Here is a 16,575-nt window from a genome sequence, read left to right as displayed (position 1 = left end):
GCCATCGGGGAACTCCCCCGTTCAGGACCACATAATATGGCGGTTGATGCAGCGATGCATCACAACATCGGTGAGGTATGCGGGTGGCAACCCGGTCACGCAGGTTCAAGCTCGAGCGGTTGGGGCGTCTCAGGCGGGTCAAGCGGCTGCGCAATTGGTCCACCTTCGGGCTGGTGGTGCTGGGGCCGGTCTTGGCGCTGGCGACCTACCTGGCGCTTGGGCCGCTAGGGCAGGGGGCGGATACGCTCAACCTGCGGCTCATTCTCTTGTCCGACCTTGTCTATGTGCTGCTGGTGGCGGCGCTGGTGCTGATCCAAGTCGGGCGGCTGATCTCGGCGCGGCGCGCCAAATCGGCGGGGTCGCGCTTGCACCTGCGGTTGACGGGCGTTTTTGCCCTGATGGCGCTAATCCCAACCGTCACAGTGGCGATTTTTGCAGGGCTCACGGTGAACGTCGGGCTCGAGGGGTGGTTCTCTGACCGGGTCAGCGGCGTGGTCGGCTCGTCGCTCGCGGCGGCCGAAGCCTATGAGGCCGAGCAGCGCGAGGCTCTGATATTGGACGCGCAGACCCTTGCCCGCAGCATCGACAGCGCCCGCGCACAGGGCATTAACCTGAGCGACAGTGAGCTTTTGGGCGAGGGCCAGCGGCAAATCCAACGGGGCCTGCGCGAAGCCTTTCTGATCGACAGCACCGCGCAAATCCGCGCGCGGGGGGATCGGTCCTATCTCTTTGATTTCGAGGCCCCCACCGAGGCGCAGCTGGAAACCGCCAGCGAAGAGGGGCTTTTGGTCATCGAGGACTGGCCCAACAATGAATTTCGCGCGCTGGTGCCGATGGACGCCTATGTCGATCGTTTTCTCTATGTCTCCCGTGCGGTGGATGGTGAAATTCTCGCCCTGCTGGATGAAACCAAGGAAACGGTGCGCCTCTACCAACAGCTTGAATCCGAACGCGGGCGGCTGCTGTTCGAATTCGCCCTTGTTTATCTGGGCTTTGCGGTAATCCTCATTTTGGCCGCCGTTTGGCTGGGCCTGTGGTTTGCCGAGCGGCTTTCCGGCCCGGTCGGGCGGCTCACGGGGGCCGCGCAGCAGGTGGGCGCGGGTGATTTGAACGTACAGGTCCGCGAAGAAGAGGGCGATGACGAGATCGCCATGCTGGGCCGTTACTTCAACCAGATGACCCGGCAGTTGAAGGGCCAGCGCGAGACGCTGTTGGAGAACACCGACCAAATCGAGCGTCGCCGCCGGTTGTTCGATTCCGTGCTAAGCTCGGTGACCTCCGGCGTGGTGGGGCTCGACCCCGAGGGGCGCGTGACCTTCGTGAACCGCTCGGCCATGCGGCTGCTGGATTGGTCGGAAGATCAGCAAAGCCTGCCGCTGACCCTTGCTGTGCCGGAGTTCGGGCCGCTGTTTGAGACGGTCAAGGCCGCCTCGGACGAGGTGGCGCAGGCCGAGGTCAAGGTCTCGCGCCAAGGGGCGATGGAGAACCTCTTGGTCCGCATGGCGACCCGGCGGTCCAAGGATGGCGATCTTGAGGGCTATGTGGTGGCCTTTGACGATGTGACCGATCTGGTCTCGGCGCAGCGTATGGCCGCATGGGGCGATGTGGCCCGCCGCATCGCGCATGAGATCAAGAACCCGCTGACGCCCATCCAGCTGAGTGCCGAGCGCATTCGCCGCAAGTTCGGCCCCAAGATGGCCGAGGGCGATGATGACGCGCTGGAGCAGATGACAGGCGTGATCATCCGCCAGACGGGCGACCTGCGGCGCATCGTCGACGAATTCTCGAAATTCGCGCGGATGCCGGAGCCGGAAACCAGCCGTCAGGACATCCGGCAGTTGCTGCGCGACGCGGTGCTGCTTCAGCAAAGCCGTCAGGAAGAGGTGGCGATCAAACTCGACCTGCCCGCAGAGCCGATCATGGCCAATATCGACGGCACGATGATCTCGCAGGCGCTGACCAACCTGATAAAGAACGCGGGCGAAGCCATTGAAAGCCTGAAGAAAGAAGGCACGCCCGAGGGGCATGAGCCGCAAATTCGCGTGGTCCTGACGCCCGAAAATCGGCTCTTGCGGTTGACCATTGCCGACAATGGCATCGGCCTGCCCGAAGACCGCGCCCGGCTGTTCGAGCCCTATGTGACCACGCGCAGCGAAGGCACGGGGTTGGGCCTGCCGATCGTCAAAAAGATTATCGAGGAACACGGCGGCAGCCTGACGCTCGAAACCGCGCCCGCATTCGACGGGCAAAACCATCACGGTGCCATGGCAGTCATTTCACTGCCCTTGGCCATCGACGCAACGACAGACCAAGGGGATAAGGCAGATGAGTGACATTCTGATTGTAGACGACGAACGCGATATCCGCGAGTTGATCTCGGACATCCTTGAGGATGAGGGCTTTGCCACGCGGTTGGCCAGCAATTCGGATGAGACGATGGCCGAGATCAACACCGAGGCACCGGCGCTGATCATCCTCGATATCTGGTTGAAAGACAGCCGCATGGACGGGATCGACATCCTCAAGACGGTCAAACGCGACAACCCGGATGTGCCGGTGGTGATCATCTCCGGCCATGGCAATATCGAGATTGCCGTGGCGGCCATCAAACAGGGCGCTTACGATTTTATTGAAAAGCCGTTCAACATCGATCAGTTGCTGGTGGTGATCCGCCGCGCGATGGAGACCTCGCGTCTGCGCCGGGAGAACCAGAACCTCAAGCGCCGCGATGTGGCGACCTCCGAGATGATCGGCACCTCCGCGCCCTATCGTGCTCTGCTGGGCCAACTTGATAAGGTGACCAAATCGAATGGCCGCGTGATGCTGACCGGCCCCGCCGGATCGGGCAAGGAAGTGGCCGCCCGCTATATTCACGCCCATTCCGCCCGCGCCTCCGCACCCTTCGTCACCGTCAACTGCGCCGGGGTGGCCCCAGACCGGATGGAAGAGGTGCTTTTTGGCCGCGAGACGCCGGACCGCGGGGTCGAGCCGGGGTTGCTGGAGCAGGCCCACGGCGGGGTGATCTACTTTGATGAGGTCGCGGACATGCCGCTTGGCACCCAGTCCAAGATCCTGCGGGTGCTGGTCGATCAACAATTCACCCGCGTTGGCGGGACGGATAAGGTTCGCGTCGATCTGCGGGTGATCTCTTCGACGAACCGCGATCTGGATCAGGCGATCAAGGCAGATACTTTCCGGCAGGAACTCTATCACCGTCTGAACGTCGTGCCGATCGCCGTGCCCTCGCTTGAAGAACGCCGCGAGGATATCCCGCTGCTGGCCGAACATTTCATCGCCGAATTCAACGCCTCCCAAGGGTTGCCGCAACGCGCGCTGACCGAAGACGCCGTGGCGCTGATGCAGACGATGGTCTGGCCCGGTAACGTGCGCCAGCTCAAGAACCTTGTCGAACGGGTGCTGATCCTTGGCGATGGCACCGGCCCAATCGAAGCGCGGGAACTGCCGGGCGAAGAAGAGAATGGCAGCGATGAGGGGCGCGTGGTGCTCTCGGGTGCCTTGGCGACGCTGCCGCTACGCGAAGCGCGCGAGGCGTTTGAGCGGGAGTATCTGCTGACCCAGATCAACCGTTTCGGCGGCAACATCAGCCGCACCGCGAATTTCGTGGGGATGGAGCGCAGCGCCCTGCACCGCAAGCTGAAATCGCTTGGCGTCGTGACCTCGGCCAAAGCGGGCGTGCGCGTGGCCCATGTGGACGAGGAAGTCGAAGCGGCGGGTTAAACCCCGCCGGTCGCGCGCGGGGGCTGCCCCGCGCGCGCTTGCTTCACCCTTGGGTGACGATCTGGAACGACCCATCGCTGTTGCGGATCACGCAGGATTTGGGGTTGAGCGCGGGCAGCGTGGTCGTCGCGCGCGTCGGTGCGGCGCGGGCCACATTGCGGGGGCAGGCGGGGATCGACACGGGCGCGAAACCTTTGTCGGCCATACATTGCGCCTCGACCCGGTTGCGCAGGTCTTCGTTCGGGTCAAAGGTCACCAATTCCCCCGGCACGTAAAAACCGCCCCGTGTGGTGCAATTGTTATCGGCATCGCAGTGGCGCCGCGCGGGCACATAGCGCGGCGGTTCGCGGCGGATCTGCGTGGAGATCGGCACGTCGCGCAGGGCCTGAACCTCGCAAGCGGTGGTGGTGCGATTGACCTGCGCGACACTCGCGCCCGGTTTGTAATAGGTGTTGAGCGGCGCACAGGCCGCCGCCGCCAAGCCGACAAAGGTCAAGGCGAAAGCGGCGCGGGAGGGGCGAGGGAATATCGGTTTCATGGCCCCATCATGCCGCCGTTGCGGGGCAAAGACAATTGATTTGACCCTTGCCAACCCATCTGTCATGCCCTCTAACCGACCCAAGACAACCCTCACACGATCTTTGCTTAGGGTAAGGAAGCCTTCATGAAAATCATCATTTGCGGCGCAGGGCAGGTGGGTTGGCAGATTGCCCGTCACCTCAGCGGAGAGCGCAACGATGTGACCGTGGTCGACAGCAATGCCGAATTGATCCGCCGCGCCACCGATACGCTGGATGTGCAGGGCATCGCCGGTTTCGCGAGTTACCCTGACGTGCTGGACCGTGCAGGCGCGCGGGACGCCGAGATGATTATCGCCGCGACCCATTCCGACGAGGTCAATATGGTGACCTGTCAGGTGGCGCATTCGGTCTTTGGCATCAACCGCAAGATCGCGCGGCTGCGCAGCCAATCCTATCTCGACGCGATCTACTCCGACCTCTACCGCCGCGATCACATGCCGATCGACGTGGTGATTTCCCCTGAAAAGGAAGTCGCCACCGCAGCCCTTCAGCGTCTCAGTGCGCCCGCCGCCTTTGACACCGAGATTTTCATGGACGGGCAGGCACAGCTTCTCGGGATTACCATCGACAGCGATTGCCCGGTGGTGAACACGCCGCTGCGGCAGCTCACCGATCTCTTCTCGACCCTACGCGCGGTCGTCGTGGGCGTGCGCCGCGATGGCACGCTGTTCGCGCCCGAGGCGAAGGACCAGCTTTTCGTTGGCGATGACTGCTACGTCTTTTCGCATCACGACGACATCGCCCGCACGATGGAGATTTTCGGCAAACAAACCACCAAGCAAGAGCGTGTCGTGCTCGTGGGCGGCGGCAATGTCGGCCTGACCGTGGCGCAGCATCTGGAAAGCGGGCCTCTGCGCGTGCGCACCAAAATGATCGAGAAGAACCGAAAATGCGCCGAACGCGCTGCCGAAGGGTTGGAACGGACAATCGTGCTCAATGGCGACGGGCTGGATGCGGCGCTGCTGGCCGAGGCGGGCATCAGCCGCGCCGATGCGATGCTGGCGGTGACCGACGACGATAAGACCAACATGCTGTCTTGCGTCCGCGCCAAGGCCGAGGGCTGCCCCTATGTCATCGCGCTGATCAACGACCCAACGCTGGTGCCGCTGATGACCCACCTCGGCATCGACGCCTATATCAACCCGCGCGCCACGACCGTGAGTTCGATCCTGCGTCACATCCGCCATGGCCGGGTGCGAGCGGTCTATTCCATCGGTGACGCCGAGGCCGAGGTGATCGAGGCCGAAGTGCTGTCAACCTCGCCCCTTGCGGGCAAGAAAGTGTCGGAAATCGACTTCCCCGAAGGTGTTTTGATTGGCATGCTGCGCAAGGAAGGCAGGGTCATTCGCCCCTTGGGCAGCACGCGGATCGACGAAGGCGATGTGGTCGCGCTCTTTGCTCTGGCCGAGGATGTGCCGCGGGTCGAACAGCTTTTGCAGGTCTCGATCGACTTTTTCTAAGCGCAGGAGCGCCTTTGTGACGCAACCGACCCGCATAGGCCCGACCGGCATCCGCCGGGAGATCGTGCAGCTGCCGCTGTTCTTGCAGCTGTTCGGCGTCTCCGCCCTATCGATGATCCTGCCGTCGATCCACGGGTTGGTGATGAACGATCATTTGGCCAGCCGGGCCTTTCTATATGCGGGGCTTTTGGGGCTTGTGGCCTTCACGCTCATCGCCATCGCCCATGCCGGGCGCAAACCTTTGGACGGGGCGCTTGGGCCGCTTTTGTCGTTGCTCTCGGCCTTTGTTTTGCTGCCGGTCTTCTTTGCGGTGCCTTTTCTTGAGGCGCTGCCGACGACGCGTTTCGTGAATGTATATTTCGAGATGGTCAGCGCTTTGACCACCACCGGGGCCACCATGTTCAACCCCGAACGGCTGAGCGACACGCTGCATCTGTGGCGCGCGCAGGTCGGCTGGATGGGCGGACTGCTGATGTGGGTCACGGCTTCGGCCATTCTGGCCCCGCTGCATTTGGGAGGCTTCGAGGTCACGGCGCAGGCTGAGCCGGGGCGGCCCGACGACCGGATCAACACGCGGATGGGCCGGATCACCCCGCGCCAACGGCTGCTGCGCACCACCCAAGCGCTCCTGCCGATCTACTTTGGGCTGACGCTCCTGCTGTGGCTCTTGCTGGTCATCGGTGGGGAGACGGCCTTGGTGGCGCTTTGCCATGCCATGTCGGTCATGGCGACCTCGGGCATCTCGCCCATCGGCGGCGTGGCCGAGGCGCAGGTCGGCGTGACGGGCGAGGCGGTGATGATGCTCTTTATGCTTTTCGCCCTGTCGCGGCTGACCTTTTCCAAGGATACCGTCACAGCAACCCAAGGCGGGTTGATGACCGACCCTGAGTTTCGCATCGGTCTTTTGGTGGTGATCGGCGTGCCGCTGCTGCTGTTCGCGCGCCATTGGATCGGCGCTTTTGAGGTTGAGGTTGAGGTCGACGGCACCCGCGCCTTGCACGCGCTTTGGGGCGGGCTCTTCACGGTGCTGTCCTTCCTGTCGACCACCGGTTTCGTCTCTGAGCATTGGGCCGACGCGCAGAATTGGTCGGGGCTGCGCACGCCGGGGCTGGTGCTCATGGGGCTTGCGCTGATCGGCGGCGGGGTGGCCACCACGGCGGGCGGGGTGAAACTGCTGCGGGTTTTTGCGCTTTATCAAAACGGGGTGCGCGAGATGGACCGGCTGGTCTATCCCAACTCCGTCAGCGGGGCGGGGGCGGCCGGGCGGCGTTTGCAAAGCAACGGGGCTTTCATTGCTTGGATCTTCTTCATGCTCTTCGCCATGTCACTGGCCGGGGTGACCCTCCTGCTGACCCTGACCGGCGCCTCCTTTGATGCGGCGGTGGTCATGTCGGTGGCCACCCTCTCCACCACAGGGCCGCTGATCGAACATGCCGCCGACAAGCCCATCCACCTGATCGAGCTGGGATTGGCGGCCAAAGTTATCCTAAGCGGCGCGATGGTGCTGGGGCGGCTCGAAACCTTGGCGATTATTGCGCTGATGACCCCGAATTTGTGGCGCGCTTGACACGTTTAGCGCTAGAACCGTCCTAGTCCTCTGATATTGGGGCTGGAAACTCACGCTTTCGCACTCCATACTTGAGGCAATGGGGGGGTCCGGTACGCGGACGCCAGCAAGAACAAAAGGCGAGACTACGATGGCGTCAGACAGACAGAACCTTCAGGATGCGTTCCTTAACCACGTTCGCAAGACCAAAGTACCGGTGACAATTTTCCTGATCAATGGCGTCAAATTGCAGGGCGTCATTACATGGTTTGACAACTTCTGCGTTCTGCTGCGCCGCGACGGTCAATCGCAACTTGTGTACAAACACGCGATTTCGACCATCATGCCAAGCCAGCCGATCAGCCTATATGAGGGCGAAGACGCTTCTTGAGCCGTCCAGCATTTCAGATCGACAACAGCGACGGGCCCCGCGTAACGCGCGCTTGGGTGCTGCATCCTGATATCAAGTCCGACAACGACCGGCGCGCGCCCGAGCCCGCGCTGGCCGAAGCCGTGGCATTGGCCGAGGCGCTGCCCGAGTTGCAGGTCGTCGGCTCCGAAGTCGTGCCCCTGCGCACGGTGCATGCGGGTATGCTGTTCGGCAAGGGCAAGATCGAAGAGCTTGAGCAGCGCATGAAAGGGGCAGAGGTCGACCTCGTGCTGGTCGATGGCCCCGTGACCCCGGTACAGCAGCGCAATCTAGAGAAGGCTTGGGGCGTCAAATTGCTCGACCGGACCGGGCTGATTCTCGAAATCTTCAGCGACCGTGCGGCGACCCGCGAAGGGGTGCTTCAGGTTGAGATGGCCGCGCTGAACTATCAGCGCACGCGGCTTGTCCGGGCGTGGACCCACCTTGAGCGGCAGCGGGGCGGTTTGGGCTTTGTCGGCGGTCCGGGTGAGACCCAGATCGAGGCTGACCGCCGTGCCATCGACGACCAATTGGTGCGCCTGCGCCGCCAATTGGAAAAGGTCGTGAAAACCCGCGCGTTGCACCGTGCCGCACGGGCCAAGGTGCCGTTCCCAATCGTGGCGCTTGTGGGCTATACCAACGCCGGGAAATCCACGCTTTTCAACCGTTTGACCGGGGCCGAGGTCATGGCCAAGGACATGCTCTTTGCCACGCTCGACCCGACCATGCGCAGCCTCGTGCTTTCCGATGGGCCTGAGATAATCCTCAGCGACACGGTGGGTTTCATCAGCGATCTGCCCACGGAACTCGTCGCCGCCTTCCGCGCCACGCTGGAAGAGGTTTTGGCCGCCGATATCATCTGCCATGTGCGCGATGTCTCTCACGCCGAGACCGAGGAGCAGGCGCAGAACGTGCGTGATATTCTCGCCTCTCTCGGCGTCCCGAAAGAGACCCGCAGTTTCGAGGTTTGGAACAAGCTGGACCTGCTGCCCGAAGACCGGGCCGAGGCTATGCGCGCCCGTGCCGCGCGCAACGATGACGTGCTGGCGATCTCGGCCATCACCGGCGAGGGGCTGGAGACGCTGCAAGAAACTATCGCCGAGGCGCTGCAAGGTGCCGTGCGCGAGGCCGTGCTGACCCTCGGTTTCGCCGACGGAAAGAAACGCGCTTGGCTGTTCGCGCAGGACGTGGTCGAGGGCGAGCGCCAGACCGACGACGGGTTCGAGATCACCGTGCGCTGGTCCGCGCGGCAAGAGGCGGAATTCCAGCAACTTTAACGGGTTGAGCGCAGGTACTGCGGCGTCGGGTGGATCAGTGAAGATGCAAATTCGAAAGCTCCACGCGAGTGATGCCGCCGGGTTTCATGCGCTTAGGCTCGAAGGACTGCGCGCATGCCCCGAAGCCTTTGGCGCGTCCTTTGAGGAGGAATCCCGCCTGTCAGTTGCCGATGTGGCAAAGCGGCTGGCGGCAGGTTGTGTTTTCGGAGGCTTCAGTGATGCCGGCCGTCTTGAGGGCGTCGTTGGTCTTGCGCAGTCTCAGGCGCCGAAGACCCGGCATATCGCGACAATCTGGGGTATGTATGTTCGACCTGAAGCGCGCGGGGGCGGGCTGGCGAGTGCTCTGATGGAGGCGGCTATGGGGCAGGCTGATGGCACCTGCACCTCGATCCGCCTATCTGTCGTTTCCACGAACCAAGCCGCGCTGCGTCTCTACAAGCGGATGGGGTTCACCCCATGGGCGGTAGATAGAGAAGCGCTTTTAGTGGATGGCGTTTACTATGACGAGGTTTTGATGCGGTGGTCGCGCCCTTAGGCATCAGCGGGGGGCGGCTGTGCGATATTCCTCGCAATTCGCTCGAATTCCGCGCCCCGCGCCGCATATGGTCCTATGACCAAAAACGGAGCGCGCAACATGACCCTCGTCATCCTCTATATCTCAACCGTCGTCATCTTCCTCGGGCTGGATTATCTCGGGCTGACCTATCTCATCAAACCTGCGTTCGAGCGTGATATCGGCAACTGGCTGTTGGATGAATTCCGCATGGCCCCGGCGCTGATCTTCTACGCCTTCTTCGTGGCCGTGGTGCTGTGGTTCGTGTCTTGGCCCGCGATGGTGCAGGATCATTCGCTGCTCTGGGTCTTTGGCAATGCGTTGCTGATCGGGGCGATGGGCTATGGCACCTATGAGTTCACCAATCTGGCGACGCTCAAGGATTGGACATGGGCCATGGTCGCGCGCGACTTCACTTGGGGCTCGGTCCTGACCGGGACGGCGGCGACGGCGGGTGTGGCGATCACCCGCGCCTTCACCTAACGGCCCGTTTCGGTCGACCAGCGCCATGCGCCGGGCTGCAGCCCGGCCAGCGTCCAGTCACCCACGCTTTCGCGGATCAGCCGCAGCGTGGGCAAGCCGACATGGGCTGTCATGCGCCGCACTTGCCGGTTGCGCCCCTCGCGGATGGTGATGCGCAGCCAAGCGTCGGGCACCGTCTTGCGAAAGCGCACCGGCGGGTCGCGGGGCCAAAGCTGATCAGGCGCGTCGATCTGATCCACTTGGGCGGGTTTCGTCAGACCGTCCTTCAGTTCGACACCTTTGCGCAGCGCGTCGAGCGCCGCGGCATCCGGCGTGCCTTCGACCTGCACCAGATAGCTCTTGGGCCGTTTGTATTTCGGATGCGCGATGCGGGCCTGAAGCGGGCCGTGGTCGGTCAGCACCAAAAGCCCTTCGCTGTCTCGGTCGAGCCGCCCGGCAGGATAAAACCCCTTTTCATCGACATAGGCCGAGAGGGTGGGCCGCGTGCTGCCTTCGGTGCCCTTGTCGGTGAATTGCGACAGCACGCCATAGGGTTTGTTCAGCAGGATTACGCGGGCGGTCATTGGGCAGGCTCCAATCGGGTCACGCCCACGGCGGCGGCGCGGGCCAGTTCGGCGTCCAGCGACATCGGGATATATTCGCCCCGCCGCCAGAGTTGCGCCATATCATCGTAATGGCGCGACAGGAAATGCCCCGATTGCCCGGTGGAGGAGACAAAGACCGAACTGTCGGGATCGGCAAAATCGTAAACGCCGCGATAGCCCGCGCCGTGCACGTTATAAAACGGGTCTTTGCCGGTGCCTCGTGTCAGCCCGCGTTGTAGGGTATTGTCCCCGCCCGAGGTCGACTGGCGAATGTTCACGAAGTAGCGCAAAAGCGGCACGTCGCCCAGCACGGGGTGATCATGGGTTGCCTGATGCGCGTCGCCCCAGCGGAGCGATTCCAGCTGCGTGCCCCATGTCTCGTTGATCCAGAGCAGCGCATCGTCGAGCGCCAGCCGGGCCATGTCGTGGCAGGTCTCCACCGGGGCGGATTGGCGCACGTCGCACCACTTCGCGGCCCCCTGCACATCGCGAAAGGCGCGTTCGATGAAGAGCGGCTGGATATGGGTGAATTCCTCGGCCAGCGGTCCCAATTCATCGCGGATCAGCCGGTCCTGTAGGGCGCGGATCCACGCGGCATAGATCAGCGGCTCGGGCAGGTGTTCGTTCATCTCACCCGACCAACCGGCGAGCAGGTCGAGCGCGCGCTGGCGCTGGCGCTCGGGCGTGCCATCGGGAGCGGCCTCTCCGGTGAACCACAGCTCGGCGCCGATGAGCGGCAGCAGCGACCGGGCTGTGGGGCTGACGGTATCAAGCTGCGCTTCGATGAAACTGTCGCGGGTGTGCACCTCGCGGTTCTGCATCAGCCGCTGCCAACGCTGCACCCGCTGCGTGTCGCCCCAGACAAAGGAGACATGGTTGGGGAAGGGGCGGTCGACCGTCTTGTTGTTGGTATTGCCAAGGATGCCGCCTGCGGGGGCGATGAATTCGGGGTTCGCGGTATAGGGCAGCATCCCGTCCCAGCGGTTGGCGGCGATCCAACCGGGGCTGGGCATGCGCCCTTCGCTTTGGTGATTGGCATCGCGGCGCGGCATGGCGCCAATGGTCTTCATCGCGATGGTGTCGCGGTCGACCAGCGTGAGGTTCTGCGCGGGCGCCACATAGTCGGTCGCGGCATTGATCGCCTGCTGCACCGATTTCGCGCGCATTACCTTCATCGCGGCGGCAAGCGAGGTGTCTTCTTCGGTAAAGAGGGTCGAGGCGATAGAGGCCACATGCCCCGGCGGGGTGATGCTGCCAAGGTTGTAGTGGCTCCCGGGCAGCACGGGGCCATTGTCGGTCCAGCGCAGGGTGACGGTGATCGGGTCGGCATCGGCGATATTGATGATCGACGCGCGTTTGCGGAATTTCTTGAACCCGTTGGGCGTGCGGTATTCCTCGGCGTTGTCGGGGTTCAGCTCTTCGATATAGACGTCTTGATCGTCGACATAGGCGGTGGTCAGCCCCCAGCCCAGATCGGCGCTGCGGCCCGTAAGCACCACGGGCATCCCCGGAATGGTGCCACCGATTACGCCGCCGGTCTCAAGCTCCAGCCGGGCCAGATACCAGATCGCGGGGGCGGTGAAGCCCAAATGCGGGTCATTGGCCAAAAGCGTGCCCCCCGCGGCAGAGCGCGAGGGCGCGGCGGCCCAAGCGTTGGAAGCCCCGGCGAAGGCCTGCCGTTTGAAGGGCGACAGCGGGTGGCGCGTCATCGGCACTGCGGCGGCGCGTCGGCGGGTGACCTCGGGGAAGAGGGCGGCATATTCGGGCAGGGCGGCGACCCCGCTGCCCGGCGCTTCGGGCAGGATGTCGCGCAGACGGTCCGGATCGCTCAACTCCAAAGACACCCGCGCGCGCAGCACCTCGGCCTCCAGATGGCCCGACATTTGCAGGCCCATGAGTTTGGTGATCGCGAGTGAATCTGCGGGCCGCCAGGGGGCCATGGGCGCATTGAAGAGCCACATCTCGGGCGCACCGCGGCCCAAGGCTTCGGTGTTGATCTGGTCGAGACGCGCGTTGATCCCGGCGGAATAAGCCTCAAGCGCCGCTTCGGTTTCGGGGTCGAGCTTATCCGCCGCCGCCACGGCAAGCCGGTAGATGTCATAGCGCCGCATCAGCTTGTCGGTGGTGATGGTGGCGGTGCCGAAGACCTCGGACAGCCGCCCCTGCGCGGTGCGGCGCAGGGTGATCAATTGCCACAGCCGGTCTTGGGCATGGGCGAAGCCGAGGCCGAAAAAGACAGCCTCATCGCTCTGCCCGAAGATATGCGGCACATTGGCATTGTCGCGCACGATCTCGACCGGGGCGCTGACGCCCGCGACCTCGACCGTATCGTCATAGTCGGGCAGGGACCGTGCGGCGAACCAATAGACCAGCACCAAAACCACGACGCTCAGCGTGACGAGAAACACCGCCAATCGGATAAGCCAGCGAAACATCAATGCCATCGGGGGATCCTCGACTGGCGCGCAGATTGACCGGAGCGCGCAGGGTGGTAGGTGTAATGACAGGGAATAACGCAACTGAATGACAAGGAAAAGCACATGGCAAAGCTCGCGTTTTTGGGACTGGGGGTCATGGGGGCTCCGATGGCGGGGCATCTGCAAAAGGCGGGCCACGATGTGACCGTCTACAACCGCACCGAAGCCAAGGCCGGCGACTGGGTGAAAACCTATGGCGGCGCCATGGCCAAGACCCCGCGTGCGGCGGTAAAGGATGCGGATTTCGTGATCGCCTGTGTGGGCAATGACGACGATCTGCGCTCAGTCTGTTTGGGGGAAGACGGGGCCTTTGGCGGCATGACGGCGGGGGCGATCTTTGTCGATCACACCACCGTTTCGGCGGCTGTGACGCGTGAGCTTTATGCCGCCGCCGATGAGGCGCAGGTGAGCTTTGTCGACGCGCCGATCTCAGGCGGTCAGGCGGGTGCCGAAAACGGCCAGTTGTCGATCATGTGCGGCGGCGACGAAGGCGCTTTTGACCGGGCGCTGCCGATCATGGAGGTCTACGCGAAAATCTGCCGCCGCATCGGGGAAAGCGGCGCAGGTCAGATGACCAAGATGTGCAACCAGATCGCCATCGCCGGTCTGGTGCAGGGCCTCGCTGAGGCGCTGCATTTCGCCGAGAAGGCGGGCCTTGATGGCCGCGCGGTGGTCGAGGTGATTAGCCAAGGTGCGGCAGGGTCATGGCAGATGGAAAACCGCTATGAGACCATGCTCGACGACAAGTTCGATCACGGCTTCGCGGTGGATTGGATGCGCAAGGATTTGGGCATCTGTCTCGATGCGGCGGATGAGACCGGGGCGAGCCTGCCGGTGACCGCGCTGGTCGATCAGTTCTACAAGGATGTGCAGAAGATGGGCGGCGGGCGTTGGGATACGTCGAGCCTGTTCAAACGGTTGCAGAACCTCGGGTAAACGTATCGATCAAATGCGAAGGGCAGCGCCGACCCGCGGGGTGGTGCTGAAAGCGCCGCCCCAGGGGGGCGGGTCGGCGCTGCCCGGCCTGCGGCCGGGCGGAACCCGTTATAAGCCGTAGGACAAAAAAAACGCCCGGTCTGAAGCCGGGCGTTCGTGTCATTTAGCATATAGCCGACCTTACGGAATGATCCGCGTGTATTTCGTGCCTTCCAGCGTCGCGCCGATGCGCAGGCCCGCGCGGCCAAAGACGGCGGCCAGAACCGGGGCCATGACGGTGGTGGTATCGGCGTTCACGCTGTCGCCCTTGTCCGAGATCACGTATTCCAGCCCGGCACCCGCGGCCCAGCCCGGCGAGCGGCGGAATTCGCGCAGGGCGGGTTCGGTCATGAAGAACAGCACATGCGCATATTGCTGCGCGCCGATCTGCAAGCCGCCCGAGGCTTTGGTCACCGAATAATAGTCCACCGTCACGTCGTTCACGCGCAGCGCGCCGCGCCCGTAGGCACCGCCAAAGCCGAGGCCCGCTTCCGTCACCAGCGGCATGACCAACATGCCATTGGCCTTTTCGGCCAATTGCCGGGTGTTGGGATAGCCGCGGTACATCTCGGCCAGTGTCGCATCCACGCGCGCGTCGATCATCGCGCTGCCGCGTCCGCCCACGCCATTGCCGCAGGCCGCGGTCGCGCCGAGCGCCGAGAGGGCGCCCAATGTCACGAAGCGCCGGTTATATGTCTGATTGGTCATCTTTTCTGCCTGTATATTCAAGATCGGTTGCCTGCTGCCGGTTTTCCCGACTTATGCGCGAGATTACGCATAATCACGCGGTTTGTCATGTTCATTGGCCCCTGTGCGCAGATTTACGCCCTTAGGTCACGCGCTTTTTGAGCAAAAGCCGGGCGACATCGGGGGCAAAATAGGTCAGCACGCCGTCGCAGCCCGCGCGTTTAAAGGCCAGAAGGCTCTCCATCATCGCGCGTTCGCCGTCGATCCAACCTTGGTCTGCCGCGCCCTTGATCATGCTGTATTCGCCCGAGACCTGATAGGCAAAGGTCGGCGCGCCGAAGGCGTCCTTTACCCGGCGGCAAATATCAAGGTAGGGCATCCCCGGTTTCACCATGACCATATCCGCCCCCTCCGAGAGGTCGCGCGCCACTAGCCGCAGCGCCTCGTCACTATTGGCCGGATCCATCTGATAGGTCTTCTTGTCGCCGGTCAGGGCCGAGGAGGCGCCAACCGCGTCGCGGAAGGGGCCGTAGAAGGCGCTGGCGTATTTGGCGGCGTAGCTCAGGATCATCACATCTTGATGTCCAGCCTCTTCGAGACCTGCGCGGATCGCGCCGATGCGCCCGTCCATCATATCCGAAGGGCCGATGATATCCGCCCCTGCTTCGGCCTGTGCCAGCGCCATCTTGACCAGCGCCTCGACCGTGCGGTCATTCACGATGATGCCGTCTTCGACGAAACCGTCATGGCCGTTGATGTTATAGGTATCGAGCGCCACATCGGTCATCACCACCATCTCCGGCACCGCCTCTTTGATCGCGGCGATGGCGCGGTTGGTGGCGTTCTGCGGATCCCATGCGCGGGCGCAATCCTCGGTCCGGTCCTCAGGCCCGGTATAGGGGAAGACGCAGACCGTGCCGATGCCCAGATCCGCGGCCGCGCGCACCGCCGGGACCAAGGTGTCGACCGAGCGGCGCATGACACCGGGCATGGAGGGGATCGGCTCTTCCACGCCCTCGCCTTCGCGCACGAAAACCGGCCAGATCAGATCGCCCAAGTGCAGGTCATTCTCGCGCACCAACGCGCGGATACCGGCATTGGCACGGGTGCGGCGCAGGCGTGTGGCGGGGAAGGGGGCGTGGACGGGTTGCATCAATTATACCTCAGAATGGCTCGGCAAGGGCTTGCCATGTATTTTTGAACGCCTCAACCCTATGAATTGTCGCGCCGGGCGGCTAAGAGATGCGAACTTAAATTTCGGACGAGCACGCCTTGGACTGGTATCAAACCCTTTTCGAAATGATCGACATGCGCTCTTTCTCGAACCTTTGGTTCTGGATCGCGCTGGCTGTGATGTGGTCAACGGCAAGCCACTGGGTGCTGGGCGTGCCCTTCGACATGGTCCTGCGCGCCCGCCGCTATGGCGGAGAGGCCGAGGCCGATCTGGAGGACATCGTGCGGATCAACGTGAACCGGATGCTCTATATCTCGCAGGTCTCGGGGCTGTGGCTTTTGGGGCTGGGGTTCTTCGCACTGACCTCTCTGGTGCTCTTGGGGTTCGTCTATGGCATCGAATTCGCCCAAGCCTTGCTGCTCTTGGGTTTTCCCATGTCGCTGGTGGGGCTTTTGAGCCTGTCGACCGCGCGGCTCATTCGCATCGAAGGCTCAACCGGTGAGGTGCTGCGGCGGCGATTGATGCGGCACCGGCTTTACACCCAGATCATCGGCATGGTCTCGATCTTCGTGACCGCGCTTTGGGGAATGTATCAAAATCTAAGCATCGGCCCGCTGGCGGGTTGACAGCC

At 63.1% G+C, this 16,575-nt stretch carries 15 protein-coding genes; 10 read left to right on the top strand and 5 right to left on the bottom strand.

The window, feature by feature from the left end; all coding sequences use genetic code 11:
- Positions 1–77 precede the first annotated feature (77 nt).
- Together J7392_RS18570 and J7392_RS18565 are read left to right on the top strand one after the other, a co-directional pair.
- Entirely contained in the window at positions 78–2,333 is a 2,256-nt protein-coding gene (locus tag J7392_RS18570) for a PAS domain-containing sensor histidine kinase (RefSeq protein ID WP_209218859.1), read from the top strand.
- A complete protein-coding gene (locus J7392_RS18565) occupies positions 2,326–3,738 on the top strand; it encodes a sigma-54 dependent transcriptional regulator (protein ID WP_209218858.1) in 1,413 nt (470 codons plus the stop codon). Before J7392_RS18570 ends, J7392_RS18565 begins: the two co-directional genes overlap by 8 nt.
- 43 nt (positions 3,739–3,781) lie before the next feature.
- Here J7392_RS18565 and J7392_RS18560 read toward each other — a convergent pair whose 3' ends face one another.
- Positions 3,782–4,276: a hypothetical protein gene (locus J7392_RS18560; protein ID WP_247744651.1), complete on the bottom strand. Its 495-nt coding sequence runs from the start codon at positions 4,274–4,276 to the stop codon at positions 3,782–3,784.
- A 126-nt stretch (positions 4,277–4,402) separates the two neighbouring features.
- On the opposite strand from J7392_RS18560, the gene trkA reads away from it, so the two are divergent.
- The 6 genes from trkA to J7392_RS18530 all read left to right on the top strand — a co-directional run bounded on the left by trkA (position 4,403) and on the right by J7392_RS18530 (position 10,047).
- Positions 4,403–5,779, top strand: a complete 1,377-nt coding sequence (trkA, locus tag J7392_RS18555) for a Trk system potassium transporter TrkA (protein ID WP_209218856.1) — start codon at positions 4,403–4,405, stop codon at positions 5,777–5,779.
- Positions 5,730–7,346, top strand: coding sequence for a potassium transporter TrkG (locus tag J7392_RS18550; protein WP_247738100.1), 1,617 nt, complete (start codon positions 5,730–5,732; stop codon positions 7,344–7,346). Before trkA ends, J7392_RS18550 begins: the two co-directional genes overlap by 50 nt.
- Before the next feature lie 130 nt (positions 7,347–7,476).
- The gene (hfq, locus tag J7392_RS18545) at positions 7,477–7,716 is read left to right on the top strand and encodes an RNA chaperone Hfq (protein WP_007119530.1); all 240 of its coding nucleotides are present in this window, start codon (positions 7,477–7,479) and stop codon (positions 7,714–7,716) included.
- Positions 7,713–9,011, top strand: coding sequence for a GTPase HflX (gene hflX, locus J7392_RS18540; RefSeq protein WP_209218855.1), 1,299 nt, complete (start codon positions 7,713–7,715; stop codon positions 9,009–9,011). Before hfq ends, hflX begins: the two co-directional genes overlap by 4 nt.
- 43 nt (positions 9,012–9,054) lie before the next feature.
- Positions 9,055–9,546, top strand: a complete 492-nt coding sequence (locus J7392_RS18535) for a GNAT family N-acetyltransferase (protein ID WP_209218854.1) — start codon at positions 9,055–9,057, stop codon at positions 9,544–9,546.
- A gap of 99 nt (positions 9,547–9,645) precedes the next feature.
- Positions 9,646–10,047 carry a DUF2177 family protein gene (locus tag J7392_RS18530; protein ID WP_209218853.1) on the top strand — a complete coding sequence of 134 codons (402 nt, stop codon included), beginning with the start codon at positions 9,646–9,648 and terminating at the stop codon, positions 10,045–10,047.
- Here the strand turns inward: J7392_RS18530 and J7392_RS18525 are convergent.
- Positions 10,044–10,610 carry a pseudouridine synthase gene (locus J7392_RS18525; protein ID WP_209218852.1) on the bottom strand — a complete coding sequence of 189 codons (567 nt, stop codon included), beginning with the start codon at positions 10,608–10,610 and terminating at the stop codon, positions 10,044–10,046. The genes J7392_RS18530 and J7392_RS18525 overlap by 4 nt on opposite strands.
- The gene (locus J7392_RS18520; protein ID WP_209218851.1) at positions 10,607–13,075 is read right to left on the bottom strand and encodes a penicillin acylase family protein; all 2,469 of its coding nucleotides are present in this window, start codon (positions 13,073–13,075) and stop codon (positions 10,607–10,609) included. Before J7392_RS18520 ends, J7392_RS18525 begins: the two co-directional genes overlap by 4 nt.
- Before the next feature lie 96 nt (positions 13,076–13,171).
- Between J7392_RS18520 and J7392_RS18515 the strand changes: the two genes are divergently transcribed.
- Positions 13,172–14,044 carry an NAD(P)-dependent oxidoreductase gene (locus J7392_RS18515; protein WP_209218850.1) on the top strand — a complete coding sequence of 291 codons (873 nt, stop codon included), beginning with the start codon at positions 13,172–13,174 and terminating at the stop codon, positions 14,042–14,044.
- Between the two features lie 180 nt (positions 14,045–14,224).
- Here the strand turns inward: J7392_RS18515 and J7392_RS18510 are convergent, their stop codons facing one another.
- Together J7392_RS18510 and hemB are read right to left on the bottom strand one after the other, a co-directional pair.
- Positions 14,225–14,791, bottom strand: a complete 567-nt coding sequence (locus tag J7392_RS18510; RefSeq protein ID WP_209218849.1) for a YSC84-related protein — start codon at positions 14,789–14,791, stop codon at positions 14,225–14,227.
- Between the two features lie 121 nt (positions 14,792–14,912).
- Complete coding sequence (gene hemB, locus J7392_RS18505) at positions 14,913–15,923, bottom strand: porphobilinogen synthase (RefSeq protein ID WP_209218848.1); 1,011 nt, start codon at positions 15,921–15,923, stop codon at positions 14,913–14,915.
- 119 nt (positions 15,924–16,042) lie between these two features.
- On the opposite strand from hemB, the gene J7392_RS18500 reads away from it, so the two are divergent.
- Entirely contained in the window at positions 16,043–16,570 is a 528-nt protein-coding gene (locus J7392_RS18500) for a component of SufBCD complex (protein ID WP_136720314.1), read from the top strand.
- Positions 16,571–16,575: the final 5 nt, after the last annotated feature.

Source organism: Sulfitobacter sp. R18_1, assembly GCF_017743915.1.
Taxonomy (GTDB): Bacteria; Pseudomonadota; Alphaproteobacteria; order Rhodobacterales; family Rhodobacteraceae; genus Sulfitobacter; species Sulfitobacter faviae.
Note: the sequence above shows the minus strand (reverse complement) of the source record. Positions and strands in the feature narration are given on the sequence as shown.